Here is a 16,651-nt window from a genome sequence, read left to right on the forward strand (position 1 = left end):
TACTACTTTAGTTTACTTATTAGCCGATTTAACTTAAAAAACACTAAAAAACCATTACAACTGTTTTTGTATACAGTACACACAACATAAAGGTGGGAAATATGGCTTACACAGGATACTTATCCGATATTTATAAGCCAGATACTGATGAAGTGTTAAGCAGTACGATCCCCATCGAAAATTATGGACTTTTTAGTATTTTTCGTCTGGGATGATGTGGCCACAAGTTCATATTTTAAACAAACTTTGGGGCAAAGACGTGTTTCAAGGTGGCCTAGTGAATGACCGTAAATTGCACAGAATTACTAAATCTCTACTATGTTCTGCCCCTGATAATGTTAAAATCTCCGCATCAGAATTACCGAGAAACTCAATGTTTATCCATCATGTTAACGGCATCGACTGGCTAGTGATCACAGCTTTTGAAGAACTGAAAACTATGTTTATCGAAGAAGCAGGTACGATACCCTCTTGCTTCTCTACCGCCAGCGAATTGAATCTGGTTGATCAGGCAAAGCGAACTTATAGATATTTGCCTACTCTCAGCGGCGTAATCACCGATATCGGTACATATCAAAGACAGGGTAACGAAGAAGATTTGGACCCACAGCTTGCCTGCTTAGTTGAGGGGCATGGTCGGGTATTTATCTATCACGGCGGCTTTGTAGCTTTTGTGGATGACGAGCAAACCTTTATTACCCGAATAGACTGAAAATTATTCAGTAAGTTGAAATTGACGAATTGGCATCCCTAGCAAGGAATGGGGCATAAATTAGTCAGCCGGCCATAATTTAAAATGGACGGGTTTAACTATGAACTTGAGGACGTTGAAGACTCTTTATACAAGAATGCGTGATGCTCACATGGCCTTTCTCGCACATCTGACCGATAAGGATATTGGAAATGTCATTAGGATGTAGGGAACATCATTGACCATGTGCTACAAGGCATTCAGGCATCCTGCCTATCAGATGTGAGCTTAGCTTTCGCGGTACAGGTCGTTCTTTGGCATCTGACCCATATGGATATGGGGAATGTCATTATGATGTCGGGAACATCATTGACCTTGCCATCACGACATTCGTGAATCCATTCACATCAGATTCCCATCGGAAGCGTTAGCATTTTCACTCCTTATTACAAGATGGACCGAAGCAGGATTCAAACGAGGCCAAAAGGTTGATTAGCTTCCCTCGCGACCTTTTCGCAGCTGTTGTTTTGTAAATAGAGAAAATGTTGCGGGGCGGCTGGGCCCATTCTTTTATAAAGAGTAAAGAGGGAACAGCCGTTGGTTTCCTCTTGGTCTGGTGTGGGTGAACCGTCACGACGTTAGTGGCCGCAGGCCATATATCCGACTCATAATAGGCAGCAACACATGAGAAAATACCTATTTTATTCAATACCGTCAGATTTAATACCACCAACTATTTGCTCTACCACTAACTTTGCCCATGCATTATAAATCGGTGCTCCTGGGTGAAACCCATCGGTAGCCATCACTTGGCGCATAAACTCCAGCATAGTGATATCAGGTTGTGGGTTTTCTAATGGTAATTTAATTAATCTGAAACTTGTCGGTTGGTCGACTTGTTGATTTAATTTAATAAGTAATTGCTGTAATTGGCGATTAAATTGATTTGCTCGCTGGCCTAAACTCCAACGAAGTGGATGAGGCAATGCAGGAAATAGCCCCAAAGGCGGTAACGCAGTGACCAATATCAATTTGGGCCTGTATCGCTTTGTAATCAGTTCAAATAACGTTTTTTGTTGCAGCAACCACTTCTCGCAACTGATTGATGAGGTAATGTCATTCACCCCTAACGATGTCACGATGACATCGTAATGCTTTTGCCCGAGTATGGGATGTGCGTTATCAATCTGCTGTTGTAAGGCTTGTAAAGTGGTATATGTTGTCGAACCTGTTTTAGCAAATAAGCCATAACTAAACTCGAGTTGAGGACTTAATAGCTCAATAACCTGTCCCAATAATGCATGCTGTTGAATTGTAACTCCCACTCCGGCAGCGGCTGAGTCGCCCAAAATAAGCAAACTCAACGCAGGATTGGGCCCAGTTTGCCCGACACGCTCGCCCTCGGGTTCCGGTAATCTTGGCGTAGTGCGGCGAACCTTAAGCCCCTGAAACACCAACAACGGGGCTAACATGAGTGACACTCCTTGATACAGCATGGTTATCCTTTATTCACTATTAAACGAATCCTAATATTGTCACTCAGCACGGCTTAATCATTAATGTTGAATAGACCCTTAACGATTATCAGCAATAAAGTTGACTACAACGTCGGCTAAGATTTCGCCTTTGTCCTCTTGCAAAAAGTGCCCTGCAGCGACGATAGTGGTGTGCTTTTGCCCTTTTGTTCCTGGAATGAGTTTTTGCATCAAGGCATCACCACCCGCAGTAATCGGATCTGAATCGCTAAACGCGGTTAAAAATGGCTTTTGCCATTGGCACAATACTTTCCACGCGGCGCGGTTTTTATCTGCAGCAGGATCGTCAGGCGTTATTGGCACTAATAACGGGAATTGACGCGCGCCCTCTTTGTAGCGCTCATCTGGAAACGGCGCATCGTACGCAGCAATAACCTCAGCACGTAAAGTCGATACACAAGCGCTGTTAATTAAGTTGCCCGTTGGGAATATCTCAACGTCTTGTGAGAACTGACGCCATTTTTTAAATGCTTCACCTGGCTCATGGTCACCAGTGGGTAACATGGTGTTGGCACAAACAACCTGTGCAAATCGCTCGCTTTCTTCGGCGGCTAAACGTAAACCAATTAATCCGCCCCAATCCTGACAAACCAAGGTAATGTTAGTGAGATTAAGTTGCAGCATCAGTGATTTAATCCAATCGACATGACGTTGATAAGTATAATCGTTACGGTTTGTCGGTTTATCTGAGCGACCAAAACCAATAAGATCAGGAGCAATAACACGATGACCGGCTTTAACAAGAATGGGGATCATTTTGCGGTACAAAAAGCTCCAGGTCGGCTCACCATGTAATAACAATATTGGTGCGGCATCCTTAGGGCCTTCATCAAGATAATGGACTCTCAGTTCACCACCCTCAGTGTCATCAACGGATAAGTAATTCGCAGTAAAATGGTAATCAGGTAAATTGGCGAAACAACTGTCGTCGGTGCGTAAAAAATCCATATTAATTCCCTTCCTTATTGTGTTTTGTATCAATATTGTCTGAGCAATTTAACCTCGCGCTAAATAAGCCACATTGCTGACTGTCACTGAACCTTGAATGTTGACGTCACGGCGTCAGTTTATTGCACGCAACGAACTGACATTAACTCAGATCCTTAATCGCCCGTCCTATTCCATCAACCGTTAACGGATACATTTTATTGTTCAGCAACTGTTGAATAATGGAAATAGAATGATGTATTGGCCAGCGATTTTCCGGTTGTGGATTAAGCCATGCCACTTTATTGAAATGCCCCAGCAATCGATTCATGTATTCAATGCCGGGCTTTTCATTCCAATGTTCAACACTGCCGCCTTTAGCGATAATCTCGTAAGGCCCCATGGTCGCATCACCGACAAAAATGACTTTATAATCGGCACCAAATGTTCTGATGATCTCTTCTAAATTAATCACTTTATCAAAGCGGCGGTTATTATCTTGCCAGAGATTTTCGTACACACAGTTATGAAAATAAAAGAATTTTAAATGCTTAAACTCACTGTGCGCCGCAGAAAAAAGCTCTTCACATGTATGAATATAATCATCCATCGAGCCGCCAATATCGAAAAACATCAACACTTTAACGGCATTGTGACGTTCCGGTTCCATGTGAACATCTAACATTCCGCCGTTCTTGGCGGTTGAACTGATAGTGGTATTAATATCCAGTTTTTCACTGGCCCCAGTGCGGGCAAATTTTCTGAGTTTTTTAAGTGCCAATTTAATATTTCGAGTACCCAGTTCACGGTCTTGGTCGAAGTTTTTAAACTCGCGCTTATCCCACACTTTCACGGCACTGTTATTACGGTTTTTATCTTGGCCGACTCTAATCCCTTCAGGGTTATAGCCATAAGCGCCAAACGGAGATGTGCCGCCTGTGCCAACCCATTTATTGCCGCCTGCATGACGTTTTTTCTGTTCTTCTAGACGTTCTTTTAACGCCTTCATTAATGCTTCAAGCCCGCCTAAAGATTTAAGCTTGTCTTTTTCTTCTTGAGAAAGGTGCTTTTCAAACTCCTTTCTTAGCCAATCTTCGGGCAAAATTTTATCAAATACATCAATACTTTCGATGCCTTTAAAATACTCAGCAAAGGCGTTATCGTACTTGTCGTAGTTGATTTCATCTTTAACCATGACAATTTTGGCAAGGTTATAAAACTCTTCCACATCGGCAAACACCACCCCAGCTTTTAGTAACGCAATCAAATCTAATAGCTCACGTAAGCTACAAGGCACTTTGTGCTTTTTTAGGATCAGAAAAAAATCAATAAACACGATGCACTACCTGTTTCTGCGGCTCATAAAAGCAAGCTTTTCAATCAATGAAACGTCTTGTTCATTTTTAAGCAATGCGCCAAACAAAGGAATGATGTCTGATTGTTTATTTAGCAAAGTGCTTTGAGAAATATCATCCGATATTAATAATTTAAGCCAATCGATCAATTCAGATGTAGATGGTTTTTTCTTAATACCGTTGACGTCTCGTAAATCGAAAAACACCTCTAATGCTTGCTGTAACAAGTCTTGCTTAACATTAGGATGATGCACGTCGATAATTTTTGCCATTTCATCTTTGGTGGGAAATTTAATGTAATGGAAAAAGCACCGTCTTAAAAACGCATCTGGTAGCTCTTTTTCGTTGTTAGAGGTAATGATGATAATGGGACGTTGTTTAGCTTTGATAACCTGTTGAGTTTCGTACACATAAAACTCCATTTTATCGAGTTCTTGTAGCAAGTCGTTAGGAAACTCGATGTCCGCTTTATCAATTTCATCAATCAGCAATATCGGTCTTTGTTCTTCTTCAAACGCATGCCATAGCTTACCTTTAACGATGTAGTTACCGATGTCGTGTACACGCGCATCACCTAACTGACTGTCACGTAGACGGGACACAGCATCATATTCGTATAAACCTTGTTGCGCCTTGGTGGTCGACTTAATGTGCCATTGATACAGTTTACAATTAAGAGAACGAGCAAGTTCTTCTGCTAACTGGGTTTTACCCGTGCCCGGTTCGCCCTTAATTAATAACGGTTTCTCTAAGGCTATGGCGGCATTTACCGCTAAAGTCAGTTCGTTTGAGGCAATGTAGTTCTGTGTACTTTTAAACATGGTCAACCTTTTCATTTATGTCATTTTGCCGTAGCAAAGCTTTTTCATGTATTTTTTTGGGCATATATCTGGCTTTAAGCCACGTTAATGGCAACCGGCGTGCCATTGAATGCTGCATTTCCTGTTAGCATATCAACTCTAGCGGCATCCGTTAAATCATTAATGCTCACGCCTGGCTGCGCAGAGGCCACTGACATGTTAGTGCCTTGCTGATTATGGCCCCACCCTTGCGGCATACTCACAACACCTTGTTGAATATCGTCAGTAATAACAACTTCGATTTCAATTTGGCCAACGGCTGAACGAACAGACACGATTTGCCCCTGTGTTATCCCAAGCTGTTTAGCATCTTCAGAATGCACTTCTAAAGTACACGGATTTTTACCCTTAGTTAACCGCTCGGAGTTCTGTGTCCAGGTGTTATGACTTTTCACTAATCGGCGACCGATTAAATCAAATGGATAAGCCTTGTCGCGTGCAGTTGGTGTCATCATCGCATCTAAACGTGGTAAGTCATCAAGGTACACTTGTGGGAATAAATTAACCTTACCGTCTGCGGTTTTAATGCGTTGTTCAATACAGGGCATTAACGGGCCAAGGTCGATACCATGCGGATTGTCTATTAACTTTTGCAAGCTGATGCCTTGTTCACCATACGGACCATTTTTGAGTTCCATGTCCAGTATCATCTCTGGGGTGACTTTTTGCATTGGGTCATCGGCAGGCAGGTTTAGCATTCTGGCTGAAATCTCTTTTAGAATTTGCCAATCGCTGCGTTGTTCTGGCAGTTTTTCAAATAATGGTGCTGAGTATTTCACCGTGTTTCGCACCGAAAATGAATTAAAGAAAATATCAAAGTGGGAGTTCTCGACTCCTGTAGTGCCCGGTAAAATAATGTCTGCGTATTTGGTAGTTTCATTTAAATAGATATCTACCGACACCATGTATTCAAGCCCAGCAAAGGCTTGTGCCAATTTATGACCACTGGGCGCTGACAATACAGGATTGCCCGCGACGGTAATGAGGCTTTTAATCTGCCCTTCACCCTCGGTTTGTATTTCTTCTGCTAAGGTTGCCACCGGGAATTCGCCATTAAAGAATGGCAATTGACGAACACGAGTGTGATGCTGACCAAATGAGCTTTTATGGCCTCGTTTATGATTACGTAATAAATCAAACGCAGGTTGTGGAAACATGGCCCCACCGGCGCGGTCAAAGTTGCCAGTAATAATATTGAGTACATTGGTGAGCCATAAACATAAGCCACCGAACGTTTGAGTCGAGGCGCCCATGCGGCTATAACAGACCGCAGATTCGGCCGCCGTCATGTCATCTGCAAGCGTGCGAATACTAGCGGCATCAATACCCACAAACTCTGCTAGCGCTTCAGGCGAATAGCCTTTGGCAAGCTTAGCTACATCGTCCAATCCTTCAACCATGTTCTCTAAATGGCGTAAATTGACCTTATCATTGGCAAACACACAGTGAATTAATGCCAGTAATAACAGGGCATCTTTTTCAGGTCGAATAAATAAGTGCTGGTCAGCAATGTTAGCGGTGCGGGTTTTGCGCGGATCGACTACGACAATTTTTCCACCACGCTTTTGAATCGCTTTCATTCGCCCTATCACATTGGGCGCGGTCATCATGCTGCCGTTTGATACCACCGGATTAGCGCCAATGATCAACATAAAGTCAGTTCTATCAATATCCGGTACCGGAATTAACATACCTGCACCGAACATAAAGTTAGACGCTACATGATGGGGTAATTGATCAGCCGAAGCTGAGCTAAAGCGATTGACCGTGCCTAATGACTTCATAAAAGGTTTAAGCACTAACGCATTGCCTAGGCTATGGGCGTTAGGATTACCTAAATACACCGCTAAAGCATTGTTGCCATGTTGCTGCTGAATACTTTTAAACTTAGCGGTGATTTCACTAAATGCGTCATCCCAACTAATGGCTTGCCAACCTGAATCGGTACGTTTGATTGGGGTTTTTAAGCGATCTTTGTCGGTATAAAAATCTTCCAGCGCCAATGCTTTAGGGCAGTTGTAACCTTGGCTAAAGGGATCGAGCTGATCGCCTTTGATCGACAAAATTTGTTTGTCTTGATATTTTATTTCCAAGCCACACATGGCTTCACAAATATTGCAATTTCTATAATGGGTTTTTATGTCGCTCATATATATCGCCTGACTTGGAAAATGAATGTGAATGTAACTGAACTGCCAACGTTAACTCACCTAATAACTCAGCTAATAACACACCTAATAACGCACCTAATAACACAATGCTGACTGTGCTATTAGGCTTTATTTGGCGAGGTTATCTGGTTGCTAAGCTCCGTTATGCCCCATTAATAACTAAGGTTTATCGATTGCTGATAGCCATAACACTTACAGTTTGACGATTAACTTGCCTTTGTTTTTACCAGTAAAAAACAAATTCAAGCCAGTCATTGCAGACTCGAGTCCATTTAATACGTGGGCACGATGCTTAATTTGCCCTTTCATCACATAAGGGGTTAATTTTTCAAGTAATGCAGGCACATCACCGAAATGGTCTGGCATGGTGAAACCTTGGATAATCAAGCGCTTTTTAATCACTTGGATCCAATTAGGGCCTAAATCAGGCACTGCTTTCGGGTAATCCGCAATCATGCCGCATACCACAATACGCCCATGGGCGTTCATTCTGGCAAACACATGATGCTGAATTGGGCCGCCAGTATTTTCAAAATACACATCAACGCCATCAGGGGTTAACTCGGCAAGCTTTGCTACAATATCATCGGTTTTGTAATTGACTGCGCCATCAAAACCAAGCTCATTTACGATCCAATCTGCTTTTTCGTCACTGCCGACAACGCCAATTACTCTTAGGCCGTCTGCTTTAGCAAGCTGCCCCACAATAGAGCCAACAGAACCTGCTGCACCCGAAACCACAATAGTTTCACCTTTTTGTGGTTTACCCACGTTAAAAAGTCCTTGGGTTGCAGTTAAGCCAGGCAAGGCGAATACTGATAAAATGGCTTCGTCTGGTAATGGCGCGGTGACTTTATTTAACCCTGCACCGTTACTTAAAAAGTATTCTTGCCAGCCCATCATGCCCATTACACGGTCGCCCACGTTAAAATCAGGGTGATTGCTTTCAACAATCTCACCAATGCCAGAACTGCGCATCACATCACCTAACTCAACTGGTGGAATATAGCTTTCGGTGTCTGCGCTCATCCAACCAAACATGGCAGGATCCAGTGACATATGATTCTGTTTTACCAAAAATTGCCCTTGTGCCACTTTCGGCATGTCTTTTTGGACCACTTCGAATAATTCAGGGCCGACTGGGCCGCCCTCTGGACGGGCGATTAAGTTAATGGCTTTGTATGTGGTCATGTTCAAATCCTTTTTTAATGAGTTAACGTCAACATAGTGATGACGACTTTTTAATTGATATCCAAAAATGAAATCTTATTGCCGTTAAGCCAGTAACTGCTCAATACTTTTAATGCTGTGAATATTTTGCTGTTGATAAAAATGTTTAAAATGCTCGGCTAGCTTTTCACTTTCCACAAACACCTGCTGCCAATACTCTAAGCGCTGCGTCGGTTTCATTTCGACAAAATCACCACGGTCGGGGATTTTGCTAAACGGCAATGATGCGACAAATTCAGCGGATGGACATAGGAGCACAGTTTTGTCGTAGTGTTGTACACGCACTTTGCGAGACAGGTTTTTATCAAACCAACCCGGCTTTAATGTCGAGCTGAAATGTGGATACAGAGTTAAGCCTTCATTTTGAATATTAAAATCAAAATGATAGTCAATAATTCCACCATCTCGGTACATACCTTGAGGGCAATCAGCAATGTCTTTTATGCCTTGCATCACCATAGGAATCGAGCCAGACGCTAATAGCGCTGCTTTGATATTACGCTGGCTTAATGCCATAGACGTTGTGGCGATATTGTCAGGATCATAAATCGCCAAATCGCTTTGGCGATGTTGAAAGATGTAGCGTTCGTACTGACTGTTAAGCAGTGGCCTGCTGATGGTATTTCTAATAAAACTGTTAAATAAGCCAGCCCCTTGCAGCAGTTTATTTTCTGAAGCGACCAGCCCTTTACATTTGGCCACAATAAAATGGGCTTTAAAGACTGTGTTATTGATAATCTCATCCGCACCGCTATCACCAAATAATTCATCGAGTAATTCAACTGCTTTAGCTGTAATTTCATCCGGTTGCGGTTTAGTGTCATTAGAATAAACGGTTTCACTGTAATTTTTGGCTAAGCGTTCTATCGCCGCGACAGGGTCATTTTGGGCAAAGCACGCGGCGCGAAATGCACCGGCACTTGAACCAATCAGGTTTAAAGGTTGTTGTCTGCCTTTAAAGAATTCCCCAAAAAGGTATTTGTCTAACCCCAGCAAGGTGAACCATTTAGGTCCACCACTTGCACCAAGGAAAGAACTGAATAAATCTGGAGAAAAACCCTGTTGTTGTATCGATTTTAAAGCCGTTTCACCAGCGTATATTTCTAACATATGACTCTTATTATTGGACTGTCGCAATACATGCCGACAGCAGCTCTTGTTATTTTACGCTTGTGACTGATTACGAAGATCTTTACGCAATACTTTACCGACATTGCTTTTAGGCAATTCATTCATAAACTCAATGATTTTAGGGCGTTTATAGTTAGTCAGCATTTTATTGCAGTGATCAAAAATATCTTGTTCTGTTAATGTTGGGTCCTTACGCACAATGTACACTTTGACGCGCTCGCCAGTAATGTCGCAAGACACGCCCACAGCGGCAGCTTCCAATACCCCTTCGTGCGACACAATTACTTCTTCAATTTCGTTAGGGAACACGTTAAAACCAGACACGTTAATCATGTCTTTTTTGCGATCCACAATTTTAAAGAAACCATTCTCGTCCATGGTGGCAATGTCACCGGTGGCTAGCCAACCATCGATTAACACTTCGTCAGTGGCTTTTTGGCGATTGTAATATCCCTTCATCACTTGTGGGCCTTTAACCCACATCTCACCCGGTTCACCTAATGCCACATCTTCACCATCAGCACCGACTAAACGAATATCGGTTGATGATGCCGGTAAACCAATCGAGCCATTATAGCTTTTTTGGTTATAAGGGCTCATTGTCACTAAAGGTGCACATTCCGTTAAACCATAGCCTTCAAGTAAACGGCTTTTAGTGACTCGCTCCCAATGTTCTGCAACTGGTCGCTGAACTGACATTCCGCCACCAAAGCCCATCTTTAATGCACTGAAATCGAGTTGATCAAATCCTGGAGTATTCAATAATCCGTTAAACAAGGTGTTTACACCTGTAATAACAGTAAAGCGATATTTCGCCAGTTCTTTGACAAAGCCGGCCATGTCTCTTGGATTGGTGATTAATAAGTTGGTGCCGCCAAAAGGTAAAAAGGCTAGGCAGTTGGAGGTTAACGCGTAGATGTGATAAAGCGGTAATGCGGTAATAATCAGCTCTTTACCAATTTCATAGACGTTTTTGGTAACCGCATTGGACTGTTCAAGGTTGGCAACCATATTACGGTGAGTCAGCATGGCACCTTTTGAAGGGCCTGTAGTGCCGCCAGTGTATTGCAAAAAGGCTAAGTCAGAACCGATAACGTCAACCGGTATAAAGGTTTTTTTACTGCCTTTTGCCATGGCGTCATTAAATTTAACCGCATTAGGTAAATCGAACGCTGGCACCAATTTCTTCACGTGCTTAATCGCGCCGTTAACTAATGCGCCTTTAATCAGGCCTAATCGGTCACCCACACCAGTGGTGATAACATGTTTAACATCGGTTTTATCAATGACTGCCTGCAATACATGAGCAAAGTTTTCTAAAATTAATATGCCTTTCGTGCCTGAGTCTTTTAATTGATGTTCTAACTCACGGGCGGTATAGAGTGGATTGACATTCACTACGGTTAATCCCGCAATAAGTGCACCAAATAATGCGATCGGATATTGCAGTGTATTGGGGATCATGATGGCAAACTTATCGCCTTTCACTAAACCTAAGTCTTGCTGTAAATAGGTTGCAAAGTCAGTAGCTTGCTGGGCAAGCTGCGTATAAGTAATGCTAACATCCATGTTGATAAATGCCGTATTCGTGGCATATAACTTGGTATATTTTAAAAACAAATCTGCCAATGAGTTGTATTTATCTGGATCGATTTCAAACTCAACCCCAGGCGGATAACTCTTTTCTAACCAAATCCTTTCCATAATACTGTCCCCAATTATTACAAAATTATCAGCAGCCTACATTACCGGCTGCTGTGATTATTATTGTTATTTTTAACCTACACCCAGCTTTACAACACTTCAAATAAACCTGCAGCACCTTGACCGCCACCAATACACATGCTGATCACGACGTATTTAACACCACGACGTTTACCTTCAATTAACGCGTGCATCACCATACGAGTACCGCTCATGCCATAAGGATGACCAATAGAAATTGCGCCCCCGTCGACGTTTAAACGATCATATGGAATGCCCAATTTTTCGGCACAGTAAATGACCTGAACCGCAAACGCTTCATTGATTTCCCACAAACCAATGTCATCAATATTCAAACTATGACGTTCAAGCAACTTAGGAATAGCAAAAATTGGACCTATGCCCATTTCATCTGGCTCACAACCTACAACCACCATGCCTCGGTAAACACCTAACGGCTTAAGACCGCGTTGCTCAGCGAGTTCTCGTTCCATTACCACAACAGCGGCAGCACCGTCAGACAGTTGCGATGCGTTACCGCCAGTAATTGAGCCGTTATCTTTTACCGCTTTTAAACCCGCTAAGCCTTCAATATTGGTTGAAGGACGGTTACCTTCATCTTGAGTTAAGGTGACTTGTTCTTTAGTGATATCATTGCTGGCTTTATCCATCACCAATTTTGTACACGTAACTGGCACAATTTCGTCATCAAATTTACCTGCAGCTTGTGCATCAGCAGTGCGTTGTTGCGAGATTAATGCATAAGCATCTTGTGCTTCACGCGAGATGCCATAACGATTAGCAACCACTTCGGCGGTATCAAGCATCGGCATATAAATCGCTGGACGATAAGCTTTAACACTTGGGTCGACCGCTCGGTGCATGTTCATTTTATCATTTTGAACCAAGCTGATTGAGTCACAACCGCCAGCAACTACCACGTTGGCGCCATCACAAACAATATAGTTGGCAGCGATAGCAATAGACATTAACCCTGATGAACATTGACGGTCGACAGTCATACCTGGCACAGACACAGGCAGTTTTGCCGCCATTGCCACTTGACGACCAAAGTTCATCCCCTGGTTACCTTGGGTTAGTGCAGCACCAAAAATACAATCTTCAATTTCATTCGGGTCAATACCCGCACGCTCAACGGCTGCATTAACAGCAACTGCAGCTAATGTTGGAGCAGATAAATCATTAAACGCACCGCGGTACGCCTTACCAATGGGGGTTCTCGCTACAGATACAATGACGGCTTCTCTCATAATAATTCCTTGTTTATATGTCTTCTAAGACATGTATTTAATCAGGTTTTGAGGTTGAGCTAAGTATTAGTCATAATCACAAGAACAGTTAACGAAACAGCTCAACCTACATTAGAATCATTTACTGTTGCTGCGATTTCATAAATGCCATCGCCTTGATCACAAACTTCTCGCCTTGTTGAGTACCAGATTTCAACGCTTTTTGATTATCTTGCGCAGTGAGTTTCTCCCAGTTGTCACGCACCGTTTCTGGGGTTTGTGATGCTTTAGGGATAAAACAACCTTCTGTTTCAAAGATACTGGCACTTGAATAACCACCCGCTCCGGCACATAAAATAAAGCGGTTTGGCGCGTGTTCATCACACAAGGTCAACATCCCCGCAGTTACCGCTTCTGGCGCGAAGGCTTTAACGATTTCTTCAGGCATTAAATCTTCAGTCATACGCGTCCCCGCAGTGGGAGCTAGCGCATTGATGTGGATATTATTTTTTGCACCTTCAAGCACTAAGGTATTCATTAACCCAAGCACTGCCATTTTGGCTGCGCCATAATTAGACTGACCAAAATTACCGTACATGCCGCTTGACGATGTGGTCATCACAATACGACCATAATTTTGCTGTTTCATTATTTCCCACACTGCTTTGGTGCAGTTAACCGAGCCCATCACGTGGACATCCATGACTAACTTAAAGTCATCTAAGGTCATTTTAGAAAACGACTTATCGCGCAAAATTCCGGCATTATTGATTAAAATATCAACGCGGCCCCACTTGTCCATGGTTTGTTGCACCATGTCTTGCACTTCGTCAAAATTAGCGACGTTTGCACCATGACTAATGGCTTCACCGCCCATTTCTTCGATTAAACGAACCACATCTTGCGATGCTGCAGAAGATGCGCCGCTTCCATCACGTGCGCCACCTAAATCATTTACCACCACTTTAGCACCACGTCTGGCGAGTTCCAACGCATGAGAGCGACCTAAACCATTACCGGCACCTGTGACTATGGCTACTTGTCCTGCAAAACTGATCGTCATAATGTTTCCTTAACGGTTTTTTTTGATTTTTTATTGTTGTTTTATGTTCATGTGAAGGTGACAAATGATAGAAATCTACTTAACCATTTGCACAGAAATCCACTCAGCCACTAATGCCGGAGTATCAACACCTTCAATTTCAATGGTCACTTCGGTTGATAAACGGAACTGCCCTGGTTTCTTTTCTTCAATTGAAAGAGTTTTAGCGTGTGCTCTAATGCGACTGTTCACGGTAACCGGCTGTAAAAATCTCACTTTATCGAAACCGGCATTCAAGCCCATATAAAAACCGTCAATGATGACACTAAATTCTTCAGCAAAATGTGACAGCATGGAAAGTGACAGGAAGCCATGGGCAATGGTCGAGCCAAAAGGCGTGGCTTTGGCTTTTTCTTCATCTACGTGAATAAACTGATGATCCAGTGTGCAATCCGCAAACTGATTAATCTGATCTTGAGTGATTTGATACCAGCTTGTTGGCTCGGCTTGGAAGCCAATATAGTTTGTGATGTCGTTACGATTGATGACTGTCGGCATTGTTCCCTTTCCTCTTGTACGTTCAGGTACTGTCCATGAATGAAATTTAAGCGATATCTCATGCTAGTTGGGGTGGACACATTAAACAAATGAATAGTTTTAATACCAAGACATTCGCAATATGAATAGTCTAGCGTGTTGAAAGGAAGTAATACGTCAGGGAGATTATAACAAAAACGCATTACCCAATTAATGAGTAATGCGTTAATAATAAAGGATTTATACTAGCTAGAATTGAGAAATTACCTCGCGAATCAAAATCCAACTATAGGCAAAGTCTGACTGGTAATACTCATCTAGGGAATCGACCTACCTATAAATAACTCAGCTCAGTCAGTGATAACCTATGATGACTATGACCAACTTGGACATCATTCAATTTAGGTTAAAACCAGTCGGCTTGCATGTCAAAACTGGTACTGTCAGTACTCATCAACAGAGATGACCACACCGCAATTTTGGGTAATTCAAAGCGATAGAAATACTGCGATGCCTGTAACTTACCTTTATAGAAAAACTCATCAGCTTGATGCGGTTGCTGTGCTAAGGCTTTGGTAGCAACCATACTTTGTTTAAGCCATAACCACGCAATAATCACATGGCCAAACAACTCTAAATACTTAACTGAGTTGGCTAAGGCTAAGTCGATGTTCTTCGTCGCCATGCCGTTGAGCACCGCTTCAGTTGTCAGCGTTAATGTCTCTACCGCTTCGCTTAGCTTCTGGGTATATTCGCTCAAGCTGTCGTATTGTTTGGCTTGCTCAATGGTTTGGGCAATTTCATGCAGGGTAGCTTTATAACCCTGCATCTTATTCATCGGCACTTTACGGGTAATCAAATCTAACGATTGTATTCCCGTGGTGCCTTCATGAATCGGATTTAAACGGTTATCACGATAGAACATCTCAACTGGATGCTCATTGATGTAACCATGCCCGCCCATGACTTGAATAGCATAAGAGTTAGCTTTAGGGCCATATTCAGATGGCCAGGTTTTAATGATTGGGGTTAAAAAGTCTAACAAGGTATGGGCATGTTCACGTTGTTCAACGGTGTCTGCAGTACGCTCATCATCGCTTAATTGAGTCCCATACAACACTAACGCCATTGCCCCTTCGGCATAAGCTTTTTGTGCTAATAACATGCGCTTTACGTCAGCATGTTCAATGATGTTGACCATTGGGGATTGCGGGTCTTTACACGAGGGTAGTCGACCCTGCGGACGGTTTTTAGCGTAATCGACTGAATATTGATAACCGGCCACAGCCAATACCGCACCACTAGTACCCACCATAATGCGAGCTTCATTCATCATGTGGAACATGTACTTTAAACCGCAATGTTCTTCACCGACTAAATAACCAATTGAACCATTTTTCTCACCAAAACTCAGTGCAGTAGACGTTTGCGCGCGGCCACCCATTTTATGAAATAGCCCAGCGAGAGCCACTTCATTGTCTTCACCGACGGAACCATCTTCATTAAGCAAAAACTTAGGTACCACAAATAACGAAATACCTTTAACACCTTTTGGTGCGCCTTGAATTCGTGCTAACACCAAATGAACGATATTCTCGCTTAAATCATGGTCGCCGCCTGAGATATAAATTTTATTGCCAGTAATGCGATAAGTACCGTCGTCCGATTTTACCGCTTTGGTAATTAAGTCGCCTAACGCTGAGCCACTGCCCGGTTCCGTCATGGCCATGGTGCCCATAAAACGGCCTTCACGCATGGGTTTAACCCAAGTGTTAATCAGTTCTTGACTGCCATGTGCTTGCAACAAGTTGGCGTTGGCTGTGGTTAACATGTTGTAACCCATACCCACACCGCCAGCCACACTCAAAAATGAGGCTGCTGCACTGGCGATAATCGGCGGTAATTGCATACCACCCAAATCATAATCAGCTGTTGCAGCACCAATACCAGACTCATTAACCGCATCTATCGCGGTTTTAAGCTCTGGGATGATATGCACTTTTTTACCATCAAATGTTGGTTGATGAGTATCAAGTTTTTGACGGATAGGAAGAAAGTATTTTTCTGCGATCGCTTTAGCCGTGGTGACGACTTCATTGAAGGTCTGGCGATCGTGATCTTGATAGCGCGCTCGGCTCGTTAACGCTTCACTGTCAAACAGTTCGTAAAGCATAAATTCAAGATCGCGTTCATTCATTAACGTTGCAGGCATAATAGT

At 42.8% G+C, this 16,651-nt stretch carries 13 protein-coding genes; 1 reads left to right on the top strand and 12 read right to left on the bottom strand.

The genetic code is table 11. From position 1 onward, the window contains the following. Positions 1-373: 373 nt before the first annotated feature. Positions 374-712 (top strand): cytosolic protein, encoded by a 339-nt coding sequence (locus tag GUY17_RS10810; RefSeq protein WP_123777506.1) that lies wholly within the window; start codon positions 374-376, stop codon positions 710-712. Positions 713-1,392: 680 nt separating this feature from the next. On the opposite strand, the gene GUY17_RS10815 is transcribed toward GUY17_RS10810, so the two are convergent. From GUY17_RS10815 to GUY17_RS10870, 12 genes are all read right to left on the bottom strand, one after another. Then, entirely contained in the window at positions 1,393-2,163 is a 771-nt protein-coding gene (locus GUY17_RS10815) for an SGNH/GDSL hydrolase family protein (protein WP_254439808.1), read from the bottom strand. A gap of 102 nt (positions 2,164-2,265) precedes the next feature. Then, entirely contained in the window at positions 2,266-3,174 is a 909-nt protein-coding gene (locus GUY17_RS10820) for a haloalkane dehalogenase (protein ID WP_162023154.1), read from the bottom strand. Between the two features lie 142 nt (positions 3,175-3,316). Beyond that, positions 3,317-4,489, bottom strand: coding sequence for a VWA domain-containing protein (locus GUY17_RS10825; protein ID WP_162023155.1), 1,173 nt, complete (start codon positions 4,487-4,489; stop codon positions 3,317-3,319). 6 nt (positions 4,490-4,495) lie between these two features. After that, complete coding sequence (locus GUY17_RS10830) at positions 4,496-5,329, bottom strand: MoxR family ATPase (protein WP_101087184.1); 834 nt, start codon at positions 5,327-5,329, stop codon at positions 4,496-4,498. 74 nt (positions 5,330-5,403) lie between these two features. Then, positions 5,404-7,518 carry a molybdopterin-dependent oxidoreductase gene (locus GUY17_RS10835; protein WP_162023156.1) on the bottom strand — a complete coding sequence of 705 codons (2,115 nt, stop codon included), beginning with the start codon at positions 7,516-7,518 and terminating at the stop codon, positions 5,404-5,406. Positions 7,519-7,731: 213 nt separating this feature from the next. Continuing rightward, positions 7,732-8,730 (bottom strand): NADP-dependent oxidoreductase, encoded by a 999-nt coding sequence (locus tag GUY17_RS10840; protein ID WP_162023157.1) that lies wholly within the window; start codon positions 8,728-8,730, stop codon positions 7,732-7,734. An 84-nt stretch (positions 8,731-8,814) separates the two neighbouring features. Beyond that, on the bottom strand, positions 8,815-9,879 hold the full coding sequence (locus GUY17_RS10845) for a patatin-like phospholipase family protein (protein ID WP_162023158.1): 1,065 nt from the start codon (positions 9,877-9,879) through the stop codon (positions 8,815-8,817). A gap of 54 nt (positions 9,880-9,933) precedes the next feature. Continuing rightward, on the bottom strand, positions 9,934-11,604 hold the full coding sequence (locus GUY17_RS10850) for an AMP-binding protein (RefSeq protein ID WP_101087180.1): 1,671 nt from the start codon (positions 11,602-11,604) through the stop codon (positions 9,934-9,936). An 89-nt stretch (positions 11,605-11,693) separates the two neighbouring features. Further along, complete coding sequence (locus GUY17_RS10855; RefSeq protein ID WP_162023159.1) at positions 11,694-12,875, bottom strand: acetyl-CoA C-acyltransferase; 1,182 nt, start codon at positions 12,873-12,875, stop codon at positions 11,694-11,696. A gap of 121 nt (positions 12,876-12,996) precedes the next feature. After that, positions 12,997-13,917 (bottom strand): SDR family NAD(P)-dependent oxidoreductase, encoded by a 921-nt coding sequence (locus GUY17_RS10860; protein ID WP_162023160.1) that lies wholly within the window; start codon positions 13,915-13,917, stop codon positions 12,997-12,999. A 75-nt stretch (positions 13,918-13,992) separates the two neighbouring features. Beyond that, positions 13,993-14,454, bottom strand: a complete 462-nt coding sequence (locus GUY17_RS10865) for a MaoC family dehydratase (RefSeq protein ID WP_059743536.1) — start codon at positions 14,452-14,454, stop codon at positions 13,993-13,995. Positions 14,455-14,839: 385 nt separating this feature from the next. Beyond that, the gene (locus tag GUY17_RS10870; RefSeq protein WP_162023161.1) at positions 14,840-16,645 is read right to left on the bottom strand and encodes an acyl-CoA dehydrogenase; all 1,806 of its coding nucleotides are present in this window, start codon (positions 16,643-16,645) and stop codon (positions 14,840-14,842) included. Positions 16,646-16,651: the final 6 nt, after the last annotated feature.

This window comes from Shewanella sp. Arc9-LZ, from assembly GCF_010092445.1.
GTDB lineage: Bacteria > Pseudomonadota > Gammaproteobacteria > Enterobacterales > Shewanellaceae > Shewanella.